The 15773-nt window shown below is 62.3% G+C and carries 16 protein-coding genes; 10 read left to right on the forward strand and 6 right to left on the reverse strand.

Going from position 1 to position 15773, the window contains the following annotated elements; translation table 11 throughout:
* Positions 1-118 precede the first annotated feature (118 nt).
* The 3 genes from F757_RS0131365 to F757_RS0131375 all read right to left on the reverse strand — a co-directional run bounded on the left by F757_RS0131365 (position 119) and on the right by F757_RS0131375 (position 2117).
* Positions 119-439 (reverse strand): hypothetical protein, encoded by a 321-nt coding sequence (locus tag F757_RS0131365; protein ID WP_027214794.1) that lies wholly within the window; start codon positions 437-439, stop codon positions 119-121.
* 67 nt (positions 440-506) lie between these two features.
* The gene (locus tag F757_RS0131370) at positions 507-974 is read right to left on the reverse strand and encodes a PRC-barrel domain-containing protein (protein ID WP_027214795.1); all 468 of its coding nucleotides are present in this window, start codon (positions 972-974) and stop codon (positions 507-509) included.
* A 219-nt stretch (positions 975-1193) separates the two neighbouring features.
* Complete coding sequence (locus F757_RS0131375; protein ID WP_232221493.1) at positions 1194-2117, reverse strand: LysR family transcriptional regulator; 924 nt, start codon at positions 2115-2117, stop codon at positions 1194-1196.
* Positions 2118-2187: 70 nt separating this feature from the next.
* Between F757_RS0131375 and F757_RS34480 the strand changes: the two genes are divergently transcribed.
* The 10 genes from F757_RS34480 to F757_RS0131430 all read left to right on the forward strand — a co-directional run bounded on the left by F757_RS34480 (position 2188) and on the right by F757_RS0131430 (position 13330).
* Positions 2188-3438, forward strand: coding sequence for an MFS transporter (locus tag F757_RS34480; RefSeq protein ID WP_035467744.1), 1251 nt, complete (start codon positions 2188-2190; stop codon positions 3436-3438).
* Positions 3439-3471: 33 nt separating this feature from the next.
* Positions 3472-4350 (forward strand): alpha/beta fold hydrolase, encoded by an 879-nt coding sequence (locus F757_RS0131385; protein WP_027214797.1) that lies wholly within the window; start codon positions 3472-3474, stop codon positions 4348-4350.
* A 162-nt stretch (positions 4351-4512) separates the two neighbouring features.
* The gene (gene sapR, locus F757_RS0131390; protein WP_027214798.1) at positions 4513-5391 is read left to right on the forward strand and encodes a sap1 transcriptional regulator SapR; all 879 of its coding nucleotides are present in this window, start codon (positions 4513-4515) and stop codon (positions 5389-5391) included.
* A 2-nt stretch (positions 5392-5393) separates the two neighbouring features.
* A complete protein-coding gene (ddpX, locus tag F757_RS0131395; protein ID WP_027214799.1) occupies positions 5394-5960 on the forward strand; it encodes a D-alanyl-D-alanine dipeptidase in 567 nt (188 codons plus the stop codon).
* Positions 5961-6018: 58 nt separating this feature from the next.
* On the forward strand, positions 6019-7626 hold the full coding sequence (locus tag F757_RS0131400) for an ABC transporter substrate-binding protein (protein WP_027214800.1): 1608 nt from the start codon (positions 6019-6021) through the stop codon (positions 7624-7626).
* 21 nt (positions 7627-7647) lie between these two features.
* Complete coding sequence (locus F757_RS0131405) at positions 7648-8718, forward strand: ABC transporter permease (protein WP_027214801.1); 1071 nt, start codon at positions 7648-7650, stop codon at positions 8716-8718.
* Between the two features lie 58 nt (positions 8719-8776).
* Positions 8777-9691, forward strand: a complete 915-nt coding sequence (gene nikC, locus F757_RS0131410) for a nickel transporter permease (protein WP_027214802.1) — start codon at positions 8777-8779, stop codon at positions 9689-9691.
* Between the two features lies 1 nt (position 9692).
* On the forward strand, positions 9693-10583 hold the full coding sequence (locus F757_RS0131415) for an ABC transporter ATP-binding protein (protein ID WP_027214803.1): 891 nt from the start codon (positions 9693-9695) through the stop codon (positions 10581-10583).
* Positions 10580-11350, forward strand: coding sequence for an ABC transporter ATP-binding protein (locus F757_RS0131420; protein WP_027214804.1), 771 nt, complete (start codon positions 10580-10582; stop codon positions 11348-11350). The genes F757_RS0131415 and F757_RS0131420 overlap by 4 nt, the downstream gene beginning before the upstream one ends.
* Positions 11351-12181: 831 nt before the next feature.
* On the forward strand, positions 12182-13330 hold the full coding sequence (locus F757_RS0131430) for a branched-chain amino acid ABC transporter substrate-binding protein (protein WP_027214806.1): 1149 nt from the start codon (positions 12182-12184) through the stop codon (positions 13328-13330).
* Positions 13331-13372: 42 nt separating this feature from the next.
* Here F757_RS0131430 and F757_RS0131435 read toward each other — a convergent pair whose 3' ends face one another.
* The 3 genes from F757_RS0131435 to F757_RS0131445 all read right to left on the reverse strand — a co-directional run bounded on the left by F757_RS0131435 (position 13373) and on the right by F757_RS0131445 (position 15731).
* Positions 13373-13690, reverse strand: a complete 318-nt coding sequence (locus tag F757_RS0131435) for a DUF4148 domain-containing protein (protein ID WP_027214807.1) — start codon at positions 13688-13690, stop codon at positions 13373-13375.
* A 201-nt stretch (positions 13691-13891) separates the two neighbouring features.
* Entirely contained in the window at positions 13892-14485 is a 594-nt protein-coding gene (locus F757_RS0131440) for a hypothetical protein (RefSeq protein ID WP_232221494.1), read from the reverse strand.
* 544 nt (positions 14486-15029) lie between these two features.
* A complete protein-coding gene (locus tag F757_RS0131445) occupies positions 15030-15731 on the reverse strand; it encodes a nitroreductase (RefSeq protein WP_027214809.1) in 702 nt (233 codons plus the stop codon).
* Positions 15732-15773 lie beyond the last annotated feature (42 nt).

Below are 15773 nucleotides of genomic sequence, written 5' to 3' on the forward strand. Positions count from 1 at the left end.
GTCAGTACGGCGCCGCTCATTGAGCCGCAGTCAGCACGCACGCAGCAGCGCCATGCCCACGGCGCGTTGAGCGGGCCGCCAGGTGCGCCGCAACCCCGTTCGGCCGCGCAACGGCTCCTCACTGTGCGGTCGAAGCAGCCGTATCCGACGCCCCCTTCGCATGTGCTCCGCTTTGTGGCATTCGCGTGGGCGCATTCGTCGACTTGCCGCCTTTCGACATGGAGCTCGAGCCGCCCGCACCGCCCGCGTTGGGCGGATTCATGCCTGCACCGCCCTGGCCTGCTCCATTCGCCCCATTCACGCCGGCCCCGCCTGCTCCAACACTCGTGCCGCCGCTGCCGCTACCGCCCCCGCCACCACCCGCGCCCTGTGCGAATGCCGTGCTGGCGAATGCCAGCACGCACGCAGAGCAAAACACTGCTTTCTGTACCGTCTTCATGGTTAGCTCCCTCGATAGAACAAACGCCGGCCCGCGTCTGCGCAGGCCGGCCAATCATCGTCAGATTTCAGATGTCGCCCGCAGGCAGGTCTTGCACGCCGCGCGTGGATGACCAGTACGGGTCGCGGTTGTAGTACTGATGGATGGTGGTGCCCCACGTCGCATCCGCCATTGAAGGCCAGTGATCCTTGTCGAAGCCCGGGTCGTCCTTGATGCGTTGGGCGTCGATGCTTACGCGAAAGCACTTCGCGTCGGTGTCCAGCGTGAGTGCATTCCAGGGTATCGCATGCAGGTTGGCGCCCATGCCGAGAAAGCCGCCCTCGGACAGCACCGCATAGGCAATCCTGCCGCTGCGTACGTCGAGCATGATGTCTGAAATCTTGCCGACGTCTTCTCCGTCCGATGAAATGACCTGCGTGTCGTCAAGGGTCGCCGCCGCCATGACCTCCGGCCCCGGGCCTTCGCCGACGCCACTGCCGACAATGTCCGCACCGCCCGCGCCCGATGCAGTGCCTTGCGGGTCTAATGTGCTCATGATGTCCTCCACGTTTAATAGGTGTGGACGTTGACCCGCAACGACTATGCCCGCGATGGCACAGCCGCGCCTGCCGGCGCGAGGCGCGCCCTTGAGCGCTATGGAGCGCCGGCGAGCGCAGTCGAGAAGAGACAATGCGAAGAGCGCGTAAAGATTTCTCGCGCTTCTAATGCGGCTACGCGGCGCGCAAGGCGCGCCGGCTAGACTCCACCGGCCGCGCTACAGCGCGACGCTTTCGAGCCGCGCCGCGAGAAACTCGACGAAAAGACGCGTGCGCGCTGGCAGGCGCCGCGTAGGCAGCCACAGCGCCTGCAGCGGCAATGGCGACAGCTCGTAGTCGGTCAGAATCAATTCCACGCGACGCTGCTGCACCAGTTCGCCAATCTGCCAGTACGCCGCCCGGCCGATGCCAAGACCGCTCGCCACCGCGTCATTGATGGCCGCCGTGCTGTTGCTCTCGAAGCGGCCCCGCACCTGTACCGCCTCCTCCACGCCGCGTTTGCTGCGGTAGCGCCACAGCGATGCCTCCGGCAAAGCGGAGCGGACCACGCAATCGTGCTGCTTCAGATCCGCGGGCCGCAGCGGACGCCCGCGCGCCTCAAGATAAGCAGGCGACGCGAACGTGACTCGTCGTATCGTGCCGAGCCGCCGGGCAATCAGATTGGAGTCAGGGGTTTCGCCAATGCGGATCGTGATGTCCGCACCGCTGGTTGCCGGGTCGTCGTACTCTTCGGACAAATCCAGCGACGCGGTGAGCTGCGGATAACGCGCGAGAAATGCCGCAAGCAGCGGCGCGATATAACGCGGCCCGAACAGCGTCGGCCCGCAGATACGCAAGCGCCCCGACACTGTGGTCGCGTACTCGGCGAGTTCGGCGCGCGCCATCGCCAGATCGGCGAGCACCTGCTTGACACGCGCATAGAACTGCTCGCCTGGCGTGGTCAGGCGGCATTGGCGCGTGGTGCGCGCGACCAGCAACGTGCCCGCCTCGCGCTCCAGTACCTGCAGCGAGCGGCTGACCGCCTGCAACGAGCGGTCGAGCCGCCGCGCCGCGCCGGTCAGGTTGCCTTCCTCGGCAATCGCGACAAAAACTTCCAGGTCGCGCAGCGATCCATTATCCATTTTTGCGGGAGAAAGAGTCATTTTTCCTCTCGATTATCTATCAAGTCCGCGCGAGTAGCATACGCAAGATCCACCTCACGGAGTCCCGCGCATGTCCCACAACGATCCGAGCCCTGCCGCTACTCATGCGCCCGCGTCGGTCAGCACACGCCCTTATGCGATCGCCGTCGGCATCGCGGTGCTGGGCTTGTATGCTTCGCAGGCGCTCGTGAACGATCTCGCCACCTCGGTCGGACTCGGCGCGTGGGCCAACATGGTGACCACGCTGACCTTGACCGGCTACGCCGCCGGGCTGCTTCTCCTCGTGCCGCTCGTCGACCTGTTGCCAAACCGGCGGCTCATTATCGCGACGCTCGCCGCGCAGGTGCTGTCGCTCGCCGTGCTTGCGGCTGCGCGCGATCCGGTGGCCTTCCTCGCCGCGTCGTTTTGCGTCGGCCTGACCTCGAGCGCGATCCAGATGCTCGTGCCGGTCGTTGCCTCGCAAGCGCCGGAGGCCGAGCGCGGCCGCGTGGTCGGCGACGTGATGAGCGGACTGATGGTCGGCGTGCTGCTGTCGCGGCCGGCGGCGAGCCTGATTGCCGGCGCCTTCGGATGGCGCAGCTACTATGCGATCGACGCCGCGGCGCTCGCCGCCATGTCCGCGTGGCTCTGGACGCATCTGCCCGAGCGGCGGCCGCTCCATCAAAGCTCGTACGGCGCGCTGCTCGGCTCGCTGCTGCACCTGGTCCGTGACGAACCGGTGCTGCGGCGCCGGGCGCTCTATCAAGGCTTGCTCATGGTGTCGTTCAACCTGTTCTGGACGAGTGTCGCCGTGAAGCTCGCGAGCGCGCCGCTGCGGCTCGGGCATCTCGGCATCGGCCTCTTTGCGCTGGCGGGTGCGGGCAGCACGATCATCGCGCCGGTCGCGGGACGCCTCGGCGACCGTGGGCTCGACCGGCGAGCCACGATCGCCTTTCACACGATCGTGGTGCTCGCGGCCGGCATCGGCTTGCTCGGCGGCAGCGACCGCCTGCCGCCCGCGGTATCGCTTGCGTTACTCGTGCTTGCAGCGCTGCTGCTCGATCTCGGCGTGATCGGCGATCAGGCAATGGGGCGGCGCGCGGTCAATCTGCTGAACCCGCAAGCGCGCGGCCGGGTGAACGGCCTGTTCACCGGACTGTTTTTTGTCGGCAGTGCAATCGGTGCGCTGCTTGCCGGCCCGGCGTGGGCGCTCGGCCACTGGACGGGCATCTGCATCACAGCGGCTGCATTCGCGCTCGCGGCCAACGTCCTGCATGTACGGCACACCACGCCATCTGCACGCTCGACGCAAGCGGGCGCGGTTGCCGACCCACGCGGCTGAAACCGCCCCTTCCCACTCACGGAAAAACCGATCATGGATGCAACGCGCTCTACCTTCCGCTATGAAACCGTCAACGTGGACGGTGTCGACATCTTCTATCGCGAGGCCGGTCCTAAAGACGCGCCCACCGTTCTGCTGTTGCACGGTTTTCCGTCGTCTTCGCGAATGTACGAACCGCTGATGCCGTTTCTCGCGCCAAAGCTGCATCTCGTCGCGCCGGACTATCCTGGCTTCGGCAATAGCGCGACACCCGCGCCCGAACGCTATGCGTACACGTTCGACAATCTCGCCCGTTCCATCGAGCAGTTCACTGACGCGTTGCATCTCGACCGCTACGTGCTCTTCATGGCGGACTACGGCGGCCCGGTAGGATTCCGCCTTGCGATGGCGCGCCCCGAGAAGGTGATGGGCATGGTGATCCAGAACGCCGTTGCGCACGAGGAAGGACTCGGGCCGCTGTGGGAAACGCGCAAGGCATTCTGGAAAGACCGTGCGCAGCATGAGGCAAGCTTGCGGGCCAACCTGGCCTCGCCGGATGCGTTAAAGCTGCGGCACGTAGGCACGAGTCACAATCAGCACCGCTACGATCCGGACAACTGGCGCGACGAAGAACATTTTCTCGCACGCCCCGGACAGGCAGCCATACAAACCGACCTCTTTTACGATTACCGCACGAATCTGCAATCGTATCCGCGCTGGCAGGCCTGGTTGCGCAAGCATCGGCCGCCCATGCTCGTGACCTGGGGCAAGTACGATCCGTCGTTCACGATAGGGGGCGCCCATGCGTATCAGCGCGATGTTCCGGATGCCGAAGTACATGTGCTCGAAGCAGGCCACTTCGCACTGGAAGAAGCAAGCGACGAGATCGCCGCATTGACGCTTGATTTCGTGCAGAGGGTGGCGGCTCGCTGAGTTACTCATGTGTGTCGCGTGGGTCTATCCGTTGCAGCGGTGGGGCCGTGACTATTGACTCGCAGTCCTCGATAAAAAAATTAATGTAGCGCTCGCTTTATTGTCCTTGTCAGATAGCTACCAGAGCACGCTTTTCTGACAGCCAAATAACGAGCCGCCCAGATGCGCACTGCGTTTACCGATACGGTCCAGCAGAGCTTCGCCACGCTCACGCCCACAGCCAAGCGCATTGCCGCTTACATGCTGGCGAATCTCGACCGACTCGGTCTTGAAACGGCGGACCAGATCGCGCAGCAAACAGGAACGAGCGGCATTTCGGTCGGGCGCTTTCTGCGCAGTGTCGGCTATCGCAATCTGGACGATTTGAAACGCGAGCTGCGCGGTACGTCAACGCGCCCGTGGTTCATCACGGACCGTCTCAAGGAATATCGCAGCGAGCGTCCCCTCGACGATTCGCAAAGTCCAGGCCGTCAACGGGCCGTACTCGCGCGGTCTTTGGAACTGGAAACAGAGGCGGTGCGCTATGTGTACGGCCTCGTAGAAAGCGAAGCGTTCGGCTGTGTGGCAGACCGCGTGGCCACTGCGGACGCGGTTTATATCGTCGGCATTCAGTCGACGCGTGGCATATCCAACGCATTCTTCAGCTACCTCGAATATTTGCGGCCACGTGTGTTCTACTCCGACGGCATGTCGGGTTCGTATGTGGATTCGCTGAACTCCGGGTTTGCATCGCCGTATCTGATAGTGACGGACACGCGCGCCTATTCGCGCATGGCACGCCGCTTTTGCGAAGCCGCGGCACAGCGCAGCATCGCGTTTGCACTCGTCACCGACATTTACTGCCCGTGGGCGCGCGACTTCAACTGCGACCTGTTGCAGGTGAAAACGGATGTCGGCCAGTTCTGGGACTCACTCGCGCCGCTCACCTGTCTTTTCAATCTGTTGCTGACCTCGATAGTCGAGCGCCTCGGCCCCGCCATCGACGAGCGCGTCGCCCGCAATCGCGAACTGCAGCACGAGCTCGATCAATTCGAATTCTGACCATGACCGACACCCCTCGCCTGATACACATTACGCAAGACACGCATCGCGTGGACATCGACCTTGTTTATGCAACGCCGCGCAACTTTACCGGTAAGCCGATCTATCGCGAAGCGCATTGCCTGCTGCTCGAGCCCGCCGAAGCCGCATTGCGCAAGGCCGTGGAGCTTGCTGACAGCATCGGCATGCGCCTGCGTATTTTCGACGCCTACCGGCCGCCGCAAGCGCAACAGGTGTTATGGGACTTCCTGCCGGACCCGACTTACATCGCCGAACTGGGCCGCGGCTCGAACCACAGCCGGGGCACGGCCGTCGATCTCACGCTGATCGACGGCGACGGCCGGGAACTGGACATGGGCACGGGTTTCGACGAGATGGTGAAAGCCTCTGAGCACTTCCACCACGGCCTGCCACAGCATGTGCAGCGCAACCGTCTGCTGTTGCTCGGCCTGATGCACGCAGCGGGATTTACGCACATTGCCAGCGAATGGTGGCACTACGAACTGCCCGGCTCGCGTGCGCTACCCGTGATCGACAACAGCGAAAGCGGCCCGTTGAAGTTGATGTGACCCGGCAGGTTTGCGGCTGTCCGTTTGCAGGTTCTCTTCCTTTAGATACGGAGCGAGTATGAATCTGGTTTTGCGCAATGCACTGGCAGCGGTCGCGGTGGCCAGCGCGCTGACATTTTCCGTCACCATGACAGGCAGCGCGCTCGCCGCGACGCCAAAAGACATGCTTGTGATTGCCACGACGCTCGACGAATTCTCTACGCTCGATCCCGGCGAAATCTACGAACTGGTGCCCGAAGAATACGCCGCGAACACCTACGACCGGCTGGTGCGCGTCGACCTGAAAGATCCGTCCAGATTCAATGGCGACGTCGCGCAATCCTGGACCGTGAGCCCCGACGGACTGACGTTCACCTTCAAGGTCGGTTCGGGCCTCAAGTTTCATTCCGGCAATCCGCTCACGGCGGACGACGTCGCGTGGTCGATACAGCGCTGTGTGCTGCTCGACAAGGGCGCGGCCGCCGTGCTGCAGGGAATCGGCCTCACTAAAGACAACGCGCTGCAGAAAGTCCGCAAGATCGACGACTCGACGGTGAGCATCACCACCGATCAGAAGTACGCGCCCACGTTCGTGCTCAATGTGCTCGGCGCGTGGCCGGCATCGGTGCTCGACAAGAAGCTGTTGATGTCGCACCAGAAAGGCAATGACTTCGGCAACGAATGGCTGCGCACCAACGAAGCGGGCTCGGGTGCGTACAAGCTCGTCAAATGGACCGCTAACGACAGCATCATTCTGCAGAAGTACGACGATTACCGCATGCCGCTTGCAATGAAGCGCATCGTGCTGCGCCACGTTCCCGAAGCGTCGAGCCAGCGCCTGCTGCTGGAAAACGGCGACGCGGACGTGGCGCGCAACCTGAGCCCCGACGATCTCGCTGCATTGACGAAGTCCAACAAGGCACACGTCACGGCCGTGCCGCAAGCCACGCTGCTGTATCTCGGTCTGAACGTGAAGAATCCGAATCTCGCGAAGCCTGAAGTGCAGGAAGCGATGAAGTGGCTGATCGATTACAAGGGCATTCAGACGAACGTCGCGAAGACCACCTATCAGGTGCATCAGACTTTCTTGCCGGAGGGCTTTCTCGGCGCGCTCAACAGCAACCCGTATCACCAGGACGTTGCAAAGGCGAAAGCGCTGCTTGCCAAGGCCGGTTTGCCCAACGGCTTCAACGTGACGATGGACGTGCGCAGCGCGTATCCGTACAACGAAATCGCGCAAGCCGTGCAAGCGAACCTCGCGCAAGGCGGAATCAAGGTGGAGATCATCCCTGGCGATAACAAGCAGACGCTCGCCAAGTATCGCGCACGCCAGCATGACATTTATATCGGCGAATGGTCAGCCGACTATATCGACCCGCACAGCAACGCCCAAGGCTTTGCGTGGAACCCCGACAACTCGGACAAATCGTCGTACAAGATGCTGGCATGGCGCAATTCATGGGACATTTCCGGCCTGACGAAAGAATCCAATGCCGCGTTGGCCGAGTCGTCCACGACGAAACGCGCAGAGCTCTATCAGACCATGCAGAAAGAGATGCTCGCGCGCTCGCCGTTCGTCATCATGTTCCAGCAGGTTTCTCAGGTAGCCATGCGGCCGGGCGTGTCCGGGCTCGAAGTCGGGCCGATCAACGACCTCGTCTCGTATCTGCACGTGAAGAAGCAATAAGCGCCCTGCGGCGTCCACACCATGTCGACCACCATCACTCCAATCGACCGCATTCGCGCCGCCTCCGCGCGCCGTCCAGGCGTGCGCTGGACCCTGCGCGTGCTGCGCTGGGTGCTGACGCTTGCCGTCACGTTCACGGGCTTGCTGGCTGTGACGTTCGTAATTGGCCGCAAGGTGCCCATCGACCCTGTGCTCGCCGTCCTCGGCGATCGCGCCTCGGCGAGCGCCTACGCGGCGGCGCGAATCCAGCTCGGGCTCGACAAGCCGCTTGCCGAGCAGTTTCTTATTTATGTGAATGCGGTATTGCACGGTAACCTGGGGGTGTCGCTGCTGACCGCCAAGCCGGTACTGGACGATATCCGGCGCGTGTTTCCGGCCACGCTGGAACTGGCCACGCTCGCCACCATTGCCGGCGTGTGCGTCGGCGTGCCGTTAGGCGTGGTAGCCGCGACGCGTCATAACCGCTGGATCGATCACGTCGCACGTTTCGTGGGGCTGATCGGCAGTTCCGTGCCGGTGTTGTGGCTCGGTCTGATGGGCTTGCTGCTCTTCTATGCGAAGCTGCATTGGGTCTCGGGGCCCGGGCGCCTCGACCCGGTATTCGACGGCATGGTGGACGCGCGCACTGGCAGCCTGCTAGTCGATTCGCTCATAGCCGGCGAATGGGACGTGTTCTTCAATGCGCTCTCGCATGTCGCGCTGCCTGCCGCGATTCTCGGCTATTACTCGGTTGCGTACCTGAGTCGCATGACGCGCTCGTTCATGCTGGAACAACTGAACCAGGAGTACATCACGACGGCCCGCGCCAAGGGCGTTCCCGAGCGGCGAGTCGTGTGGGTACATGCTTTCGGCAATATCGCCGTGCCGCTGCTCACGGTGATCGCGCTCTCGTACAGCTTCCTGCTGGAAGGCTCGGTGCTCACTGAAATCGTATTCGCTTGGCCTGGCATCGGTTCGTATCTGACAGGGGCGCTGCTCAATGCGGACATGAACGCCGTGCTCGGCAGCACGCTTGTGATCGGCGCCACTTTCATCGCGTTGAATCTGCTCACGGACGCGCTCTATCGCGTGTTCGATCCTCGCGCCCGCTGATGCAACGGAGACTATCCACGTGCGTCATCCTCTTGAACATTCGACGCAGGACTGGCCGATGAATGCCCCACGCCTCACGTGGAAGCAATGGCTGCTCACGGACACGCCCGCCTCGCGCAAGCAGGCCGCGTTGGGTCTCGCCTATCGCCGCTGGCGGCGTTTCGCGGGCAACCCGCTATCCGTATTCGGTTTTGCGATCCTGATGGTGCTCGTGATCGTTGCAATAGTCGGACCGTGGATCGCGCCGCACGACCCCCTGCGCCAGGTGCTCTCAGACCGGCTGCTGCCGCCGGGTTCAACGTCGCATTGGCTCGGCACCGACCAGCTTGGGCGCGACATTCTCTCGCGCATCATCTATGGCTCGCGGCTCACTTTATCCATAGCAATACTGGTGGTCGTAGTGGTGGTGCCCATCGGGCTCATGATCGGCACCACGGCGGGCTTCTTCGGCGGCTGGGTCGACAACGTGCTGATGCGCATCACGGACATCGCGCTGGCGTTTCCGAAGATCGTGCTCGCGCTCGCCTTCGCTGCGGCGCTCGGGCCCGGCGTGATCAATGCAGTGATCGCCATTTCCATCACCGCGTGGCCTGCGTATGCGCGGCTCGCGCGTGCCGAAACCTTGAGGCTCGTGCAGGCCGACTTCATTCAGGTTGCGCGCCTGCAAGGCGCATCGAATCTGCGCGTTCTGCTGCGCTATGTGATGCCGCTATGCATGTCGTCTGTAATCGTGCGCGCGACGCTCGACATGGCCGGCATCATTCTGACTGTTGCCGGTCTCGGCTTCCTCGGGCTCGGCGCACAACCGCCCAGCCCTGAATGGGGCTTCATGGTGGCTTCCGGCCGCAATGTGCTGCTCGATTCATGGTGGGTCGCCACGCTCCCTGGCTTCGCGATCCTGCTCGTGAGCCTTGCGTTCAACCTGCTGGGTGACGGACTGCGCGACGTGTTCGATCCTCGTCATGGAGACTGACATGCGCAACGACGAAGCGAACCCTCCACTGTGCGAAATCGACGATCTGCGGATTGCCTTTCGTACGCACGACGGCACGCTGAACGAAGCGGTGCGAGGCGTGTCGCTGACCTTGAGGAAAGGCGAGCGGCTTGGCATAGTCGGCGAATCGGGTTCCGGCAAATCGCTCACGGGCCGCGCGCTGCTCGGTCTGTTGCCGCCTGCAGCGCATTGCACGGCCAACGCGCTGCGCTTTAACGGCCATGATCTGCTCGCCATGCCCGCCGCACGCCGCCGGCGCTTTTGCGGTTCGCAGATGGGAATGGTGCTGCAGGACCCGAAGTATTCGCTCAACCCGGTCATGACCGTCGAACAGCAGATGCGCGAAGCGTTCGCATTGCATGAGCCGAAGCTGAGCCGTCGCGCACTGCGGGAGAAGGTCGTGGCGGCGCTCGAGTCCGTGCATATTCGCAATCCTGAACGGGTTGCACGCTCGTATCCGCATGAGTTATCGGGCGGCATGGGGCAGCGCGTGATGATCGCGATGATGGTCTCGACGGGTCCAAGCCTCCTGATCGCCGACGAACCGACGAGCGCGCTCGATGTGCTGGTCTCCATGCAGGTGCTGACCGTGCTCGACGAACTGATCGACAAGCATCAGACCGGCCTCATCTTCATCAGCCACGATCTGCCGCTCGTCATGTCGTTCTGTGACCGTGTGGTCGTGATGTATGCCGGGCGCGTCGTCGAGACCTGCGCGGCGCGCGATCTGGTCAATGCGCAACACCCGTACACGCGCGGGCTGCTCGCCGCCAATCCGCCGCTGACAGACCCGCCTGAGGAATTGCCTGTGCTGTCGCGCGATTCCGCGTGGCTTGGCGACCTGCCCGTGCGGCCAGGAGCACCGTCATGATCCGCATCGACGCACTGACGGTGCGCTTCAGGACGGCAGCGGGGCTCGTGGATGCCGTGCGCGCCGCAAGCTTTCATGTCGCGACTGGCGAGGTGTTCGGTCTGGTCGGCGAATCCGGCTCCGGCAAGTCGACGATTCTTCGCGCGTTAAGCGGACTGGCGCCGGTTGCCGAAGGGTCCGTGCACATCGCCGCCGCAGCGGATCGCGACGCGCGCAGTCGCCATGTGCAGATGGTCTTTCAGGACCCGTATGGTTCGCTGCATCCGCGCTTTACGGTCGACAAGACGCTGCGCGAACCGCTGCATATCAACGCAATCGGCGACGAGGAAACGCGCATTGTGAATGCGCTGCGTGAGGTGGGACTCGATCCGTCGTATCGTTTTCGCTATCCGCATCAACTATCGGGCGGACAACGACAGCGGGTGGCAATTGCACGCGCGTTGATCGTCGAGCCGCGCGTTCTGCTGCTGGACGAACCGACATCCGCGCTCGACGTCTCGGTGCAGGCCGAAATTCTCAACCTGCTGAAACGGCTGCATCGCGAGCGCAATCTGACGATGATTCTCGTCAGTCACAATCTCGCGGTGGTCGGTTTTTTGTGCTCGCGCGTGGCAATCATGCGCAACGGCGAGATCGTTGAAGAGCTGCCGATCGAAAAGGTACGCGCGCAACAGGTGGCGAGCGAATACTCGCGCAAGCTGTTGCTCGCGACAGGCGGTTATCAGCGCAAGGCCGCGGAAGTGTTTGGGGTGGACGCGTCGCTATGAAGAGAGTCGCCTCCATACCGCCGTGGCTCGAATCGCCGGCAAGCTTCTACGGCTGCCGCCCGGGCGCCACGCTGCCCGGAGGCCGGCGGTTGTCTGGCTGCGGCTGCGGCTGCGTGGACCACCTGTCCGCGCCTGGCTGCTGGCGTTTGGTGTTGTCGTCCGCCTGGTTCTTTTTTGTGGGTGCGGCCGGCGCCGTACGATTCAAGGTCTGCAACTGCAGCAACTTCAGCAGGCGATCATCCGCGGCTGCATTGCTCATACCCGCCAGGCAGCTTGCGCAAACCAGGCCAAGCCTCGCTAGCGATCGAATTCTCGTAGTCATCAACGTCTCCCTGCGAGTGCAAACCGCGAGGCGTCTCGCATGACGCCACCGGGTCCGTCCCCGCATGTCTGGCCGCGCGATCAGCGCCCGCCGGTAGACGAAATGCTGCTGAAGTGCGCTCTTTCATAGTACTCCGGCGGCTCGATGGGTGTGCTTCGTCACGCGAAAAACCGCTGGCGTGATGAATGTGAGGCGTCGGCGCACAGCCGTCGGTATGTCGCCGCTGCGCACTGCGGGTCGCGAAAACGATCGGCGCGCCGACGCAATGCGACCGGCTCTTGCCGCCGTGCGCCGCAGGCGGTGTTTGTCCTGATTGCTACGGTTTACCTTGCCGTGCCGTAATGTGGAGTCCGTCTACCAATGAGGAGCCCAACGTAGTCGATGCGAACAAGAGCCGTGCACCGGCCGCCGCCTCGCCGCAGGAAGTAGCAAAAAAACATGCAGCGAGCGGGCATGACCGGCATGCACGCCATTGCAGTGACCCGATGCCTGACGACAAAGGAAACAACATGCGTTTTGCGAAGACTTTCACCCCTATCGCCGTTGCAGTTGGAGCACTTCTCGCAGTTGCACCGCTCGCCTCTCGCGCGGAGACAGTCGTAAAAATCGGCTTTGCCACTCCGCTCACCGGACCCAATGCCAGTTACGGAAAAGACCTGCAAAACGGCGTAAAAATGGCGCTCGACGACGCCAAGGCGCAAGGCATCAAGATCAACGGTGAGCCGGTGTCGTTCAAGCTCATCTCCGAAGACGACCAGGCGGACCCGCGCGTCGGCGTACAGGTCGCGCAAAAGCTGGTGGACGAAGGCGTGTCGGTCGTGGTCGGCCACTTCAACTCGGGAACGACTATTCCCGCATCCGACCTTTACGAAAAAGCGGGTCTGCCCGTTATCGACCCTGCCGCCACGAATCCGGTCATCAGCAGCCGCGGCTACAAGAACGTCTTCATGGTGATTTCAAGCGACGCGCAAAACGCCGGCACCGCGGGCACCTATGCGGTCACCACGACGAAAGCCAAGCGCATCGCCGTGATCGACGACCGCACCGCGTTTGGTCAGGGCGAAGCCGATGAGTTCGTGAAGGCCGTGAAGGCGAGCGGTGGCGACATCATCGATCGCGAATACACGACGAATCAGGCGACCGACTTCAAGACACAACTCACGAACCTCAAGAGCAAGAACCCTGATCTGATTTTCGTGGGTGCGCTGAATCCGCAGGCGGCCGGCATTATCAAGCAGATGAACCAGCTTGGGCTGAAAGCGCAATTCGTGGGCGGCGGCGGCGTGAAGGACATCGACTTCATCAAGCTCGCGGGCAGCGTAGCCGAAGGCGCGATGGCATGGGAATACGGCCGTCCGCTCGACAGCACTCCCGTAGGCGCCAAGTTCGCCGAGCGCTTCAAGCAGAAGTTCGGCCAGGACGTGCTCTCGTATGCGCCGTTCGGCTACGACGCGGCGTGGACCGCCATCAAGGCTATGCAGGCAGCCAATTCGACCAAGCCGGACGACTATCGTCCGAAGCTGCAAAGCATCAGCTTCGACGGCATCACCGGGCATATCGAATTCAATGCGAACGGCTCGCTGAAGCACGGTTCGTCCACCGCGTATCAGGTGAAGAACGGCCAGTGGGTGACCGTGAAGACAGTAAGCGGGCTTTGATTGCAGGGCGCCTCGGTGCGGCACGCCGGATGACAGGCATGCTTACCGTGGCGCCTGTGCGCACTCTGTCTCGTACCAGACATTTACCTGCCGCTGTGCCGCTTCGAGGTCCGCCGGGTAGTACGGATCGAAGCGCCATTCAGGATGGTAGCCCGCCATTCTGAGCGCCGCCAGCTCGCTCATGCTGCGCTCGCGCGTGACGGGCGCCTTGTTTCTGATGTCGGTGAGGTCGCGGCATTGCGTGGCACTCAGATGTGCTTGCGGACCTCGCTGCATGCCGCCGGTCACGCCGGTCATACAGCCGGCGAGCAATAGTGTCAGCGCGGCAAGAATCGGCTTCGCCTTCGTCGCAATTGTCATTTGGGACCTCGCCTCGTTCGGGAGGAACTGCCGTTTTCGGGGTTGGGGCTGCGATGCTTTTATATACGCGGGATGCCGCGAGGTTTTGTGTCGCTTCCTTCGCTGTAGCGGCGCAATTTTTGCGCCTGGTGAGATGGACTGTTGCACAGGGACCGTTGCGAGGCCACGGCTAATCGACACCCACCGTGGCCCGGCAACGCCTTACTGCTTCGACAATTGCCCGTATGCGATCACCGAGTTATCCGTCGCCTTGATCAGATAGACGATGGTCCGTTGGTACAACGTCGTGCTGCCGCTGACAGGCAGGAACGTAATCGCCGCATTGCCGCTGTACGTCACACCGGCAGCCAGCGTGCAGGTGCTCGTCGTGCCGGTCGTCGTCATCGTGTACAGGTTCTTGTTCGAGCCAGGCGTGGTCAACGTCAGCGTGCCGGTGACCCCGCAGCCGAGAATGTTGCCGGTGAAGTTGCCCGCGCCATCCACGGTGAGCGACGTTGAGTTTTGCGCCCAGGTGCCGGTGACGCTCGACTGCGTCACCGCTAGCGCGTTCGCCGGATCATAATTCAGCGCGAGGTTCACGGTCGTACCGTTGGCCACATAGCTGCCGGTCAAGGTCTGATTCGCCGTGTACGTGCCGCTTCCCGCCGTGGCCGGATAGCGTATGTTGCTGCGGGTCTCGAAGCCGCTCGTCAAAGTCCAGTTCGGCGCAGCGGTCGTGGCGGCACCGAAGAACGTCGACGTGACAAACGAAAACAGGCCGGTCACGTACGATATGTTGTTCGTGGGATCGATCATGGCTGTCGTGCGCGACGACGAAGACGCGGGTTCCGTCCAGATCCCTTCAAATCCATTGCCCGTAGCAGCAGTCGACCCCGCCTGCGGCGTAGCCAGACTTGGCAGCGCCTCGCCTGTCTCGACCGGCGTAGATGCAGGGGCCGGGGCGCTGGCGCTCGTCGCCGGTGCAGCGGCTTGAGAGGTTGGCGCAGTGTCGCCGCCGCCGCCCCCGCCGCATGCGGCAAGCGCGAATGAACCCAGTAACGACATGATCAAAGGTAGTTTTTCTTTCATTTTCATTATGTAGTCAGGTTTGCGGACAGTTAATCCACAAAACGGTTTTCAACTCTCGATAGCCCCGCGCAGAATTGCGCACTGGCTTAAACGGCAGCAGAGCGAAAATCTTTAGAGTCGAAAGACGGAATATCTTTGATCAATGCAAACTTCTTACTGGAGCACACCTTGGGTCTTTGAAAGGCTAAATGCAATCCGCATAGCAGACTGCCGCCGCAAGCTTGCTGCTAGCCGTTTCACCGCGAATCGCATTCAACCCGCTTTGTCTCGACTACGACTCAAACCCATGAAATCGCGCAAAGCCCTCAACCTCCTCCCGGCCTGTGCGCAAGCGGCTCACAGGCGCATTACAGTCAGAAACCCCCAAACTCAAGCCACACACCACTTCGTAATTTGAAAGAAGCCCCAGTTGCTCCGCTATAACGTTCTGAAATCGCACGAACGACACCTGAGGACATGTATCCAGCCCCACTGCTCGCGCCGCCACCATAATGCTTTGAATAAACATGCCGTAGTCAAGCCAACTGAACTTTGTCAGTGTTGAATCAATTGAAAAGATCAGGCCCACTGGTGCGTCAAAGAAATCGAAGTTTCTCGCTGTCACGCGCGCACGCTGTGCCAGGTCCTGTTTCTGCACGCCGAGTGCACCGTAATAGGCAGCGCCGAACGCTTCCTGGCGTGTTCGCATGGCTTCGGGCAACGGCTCGGGCATATGCCGGAGCGGCGGATGCCGGTCTTCGTCATGCGCGACTCTTAACGCCGCGCTAAGAGCGGACTTGGCGCGCCCTGCGAGCACATCGACTCGCCAGGGCTGCGTATTCGAATTGCTCGGAGCATAGCGCGCCACGTCGAGAATCTGCTCGATGACATCACGGGAAACCTCATCGGATTTGAAAGCGCGGACGGCCCGGCGCGATCGTATGGCCGCGTCGACAACGCGTGCGTCGGGATGAGTCTTACGGTCGATTTTCATAGCTCAACGAAGATTGCTAAAGCGCCACAAACAGCGCGCCAA

Origin of the sequence: Burkholderia sp. WSM2232 (assembly GCF_000472545.1) — a bacterium.
Taxonomy (GTDB): Bacteria; Pseudomonadota; Gammaproteobacteria; order Burkholderiales; family Burkholderiaceae; genus Paraburkholderia.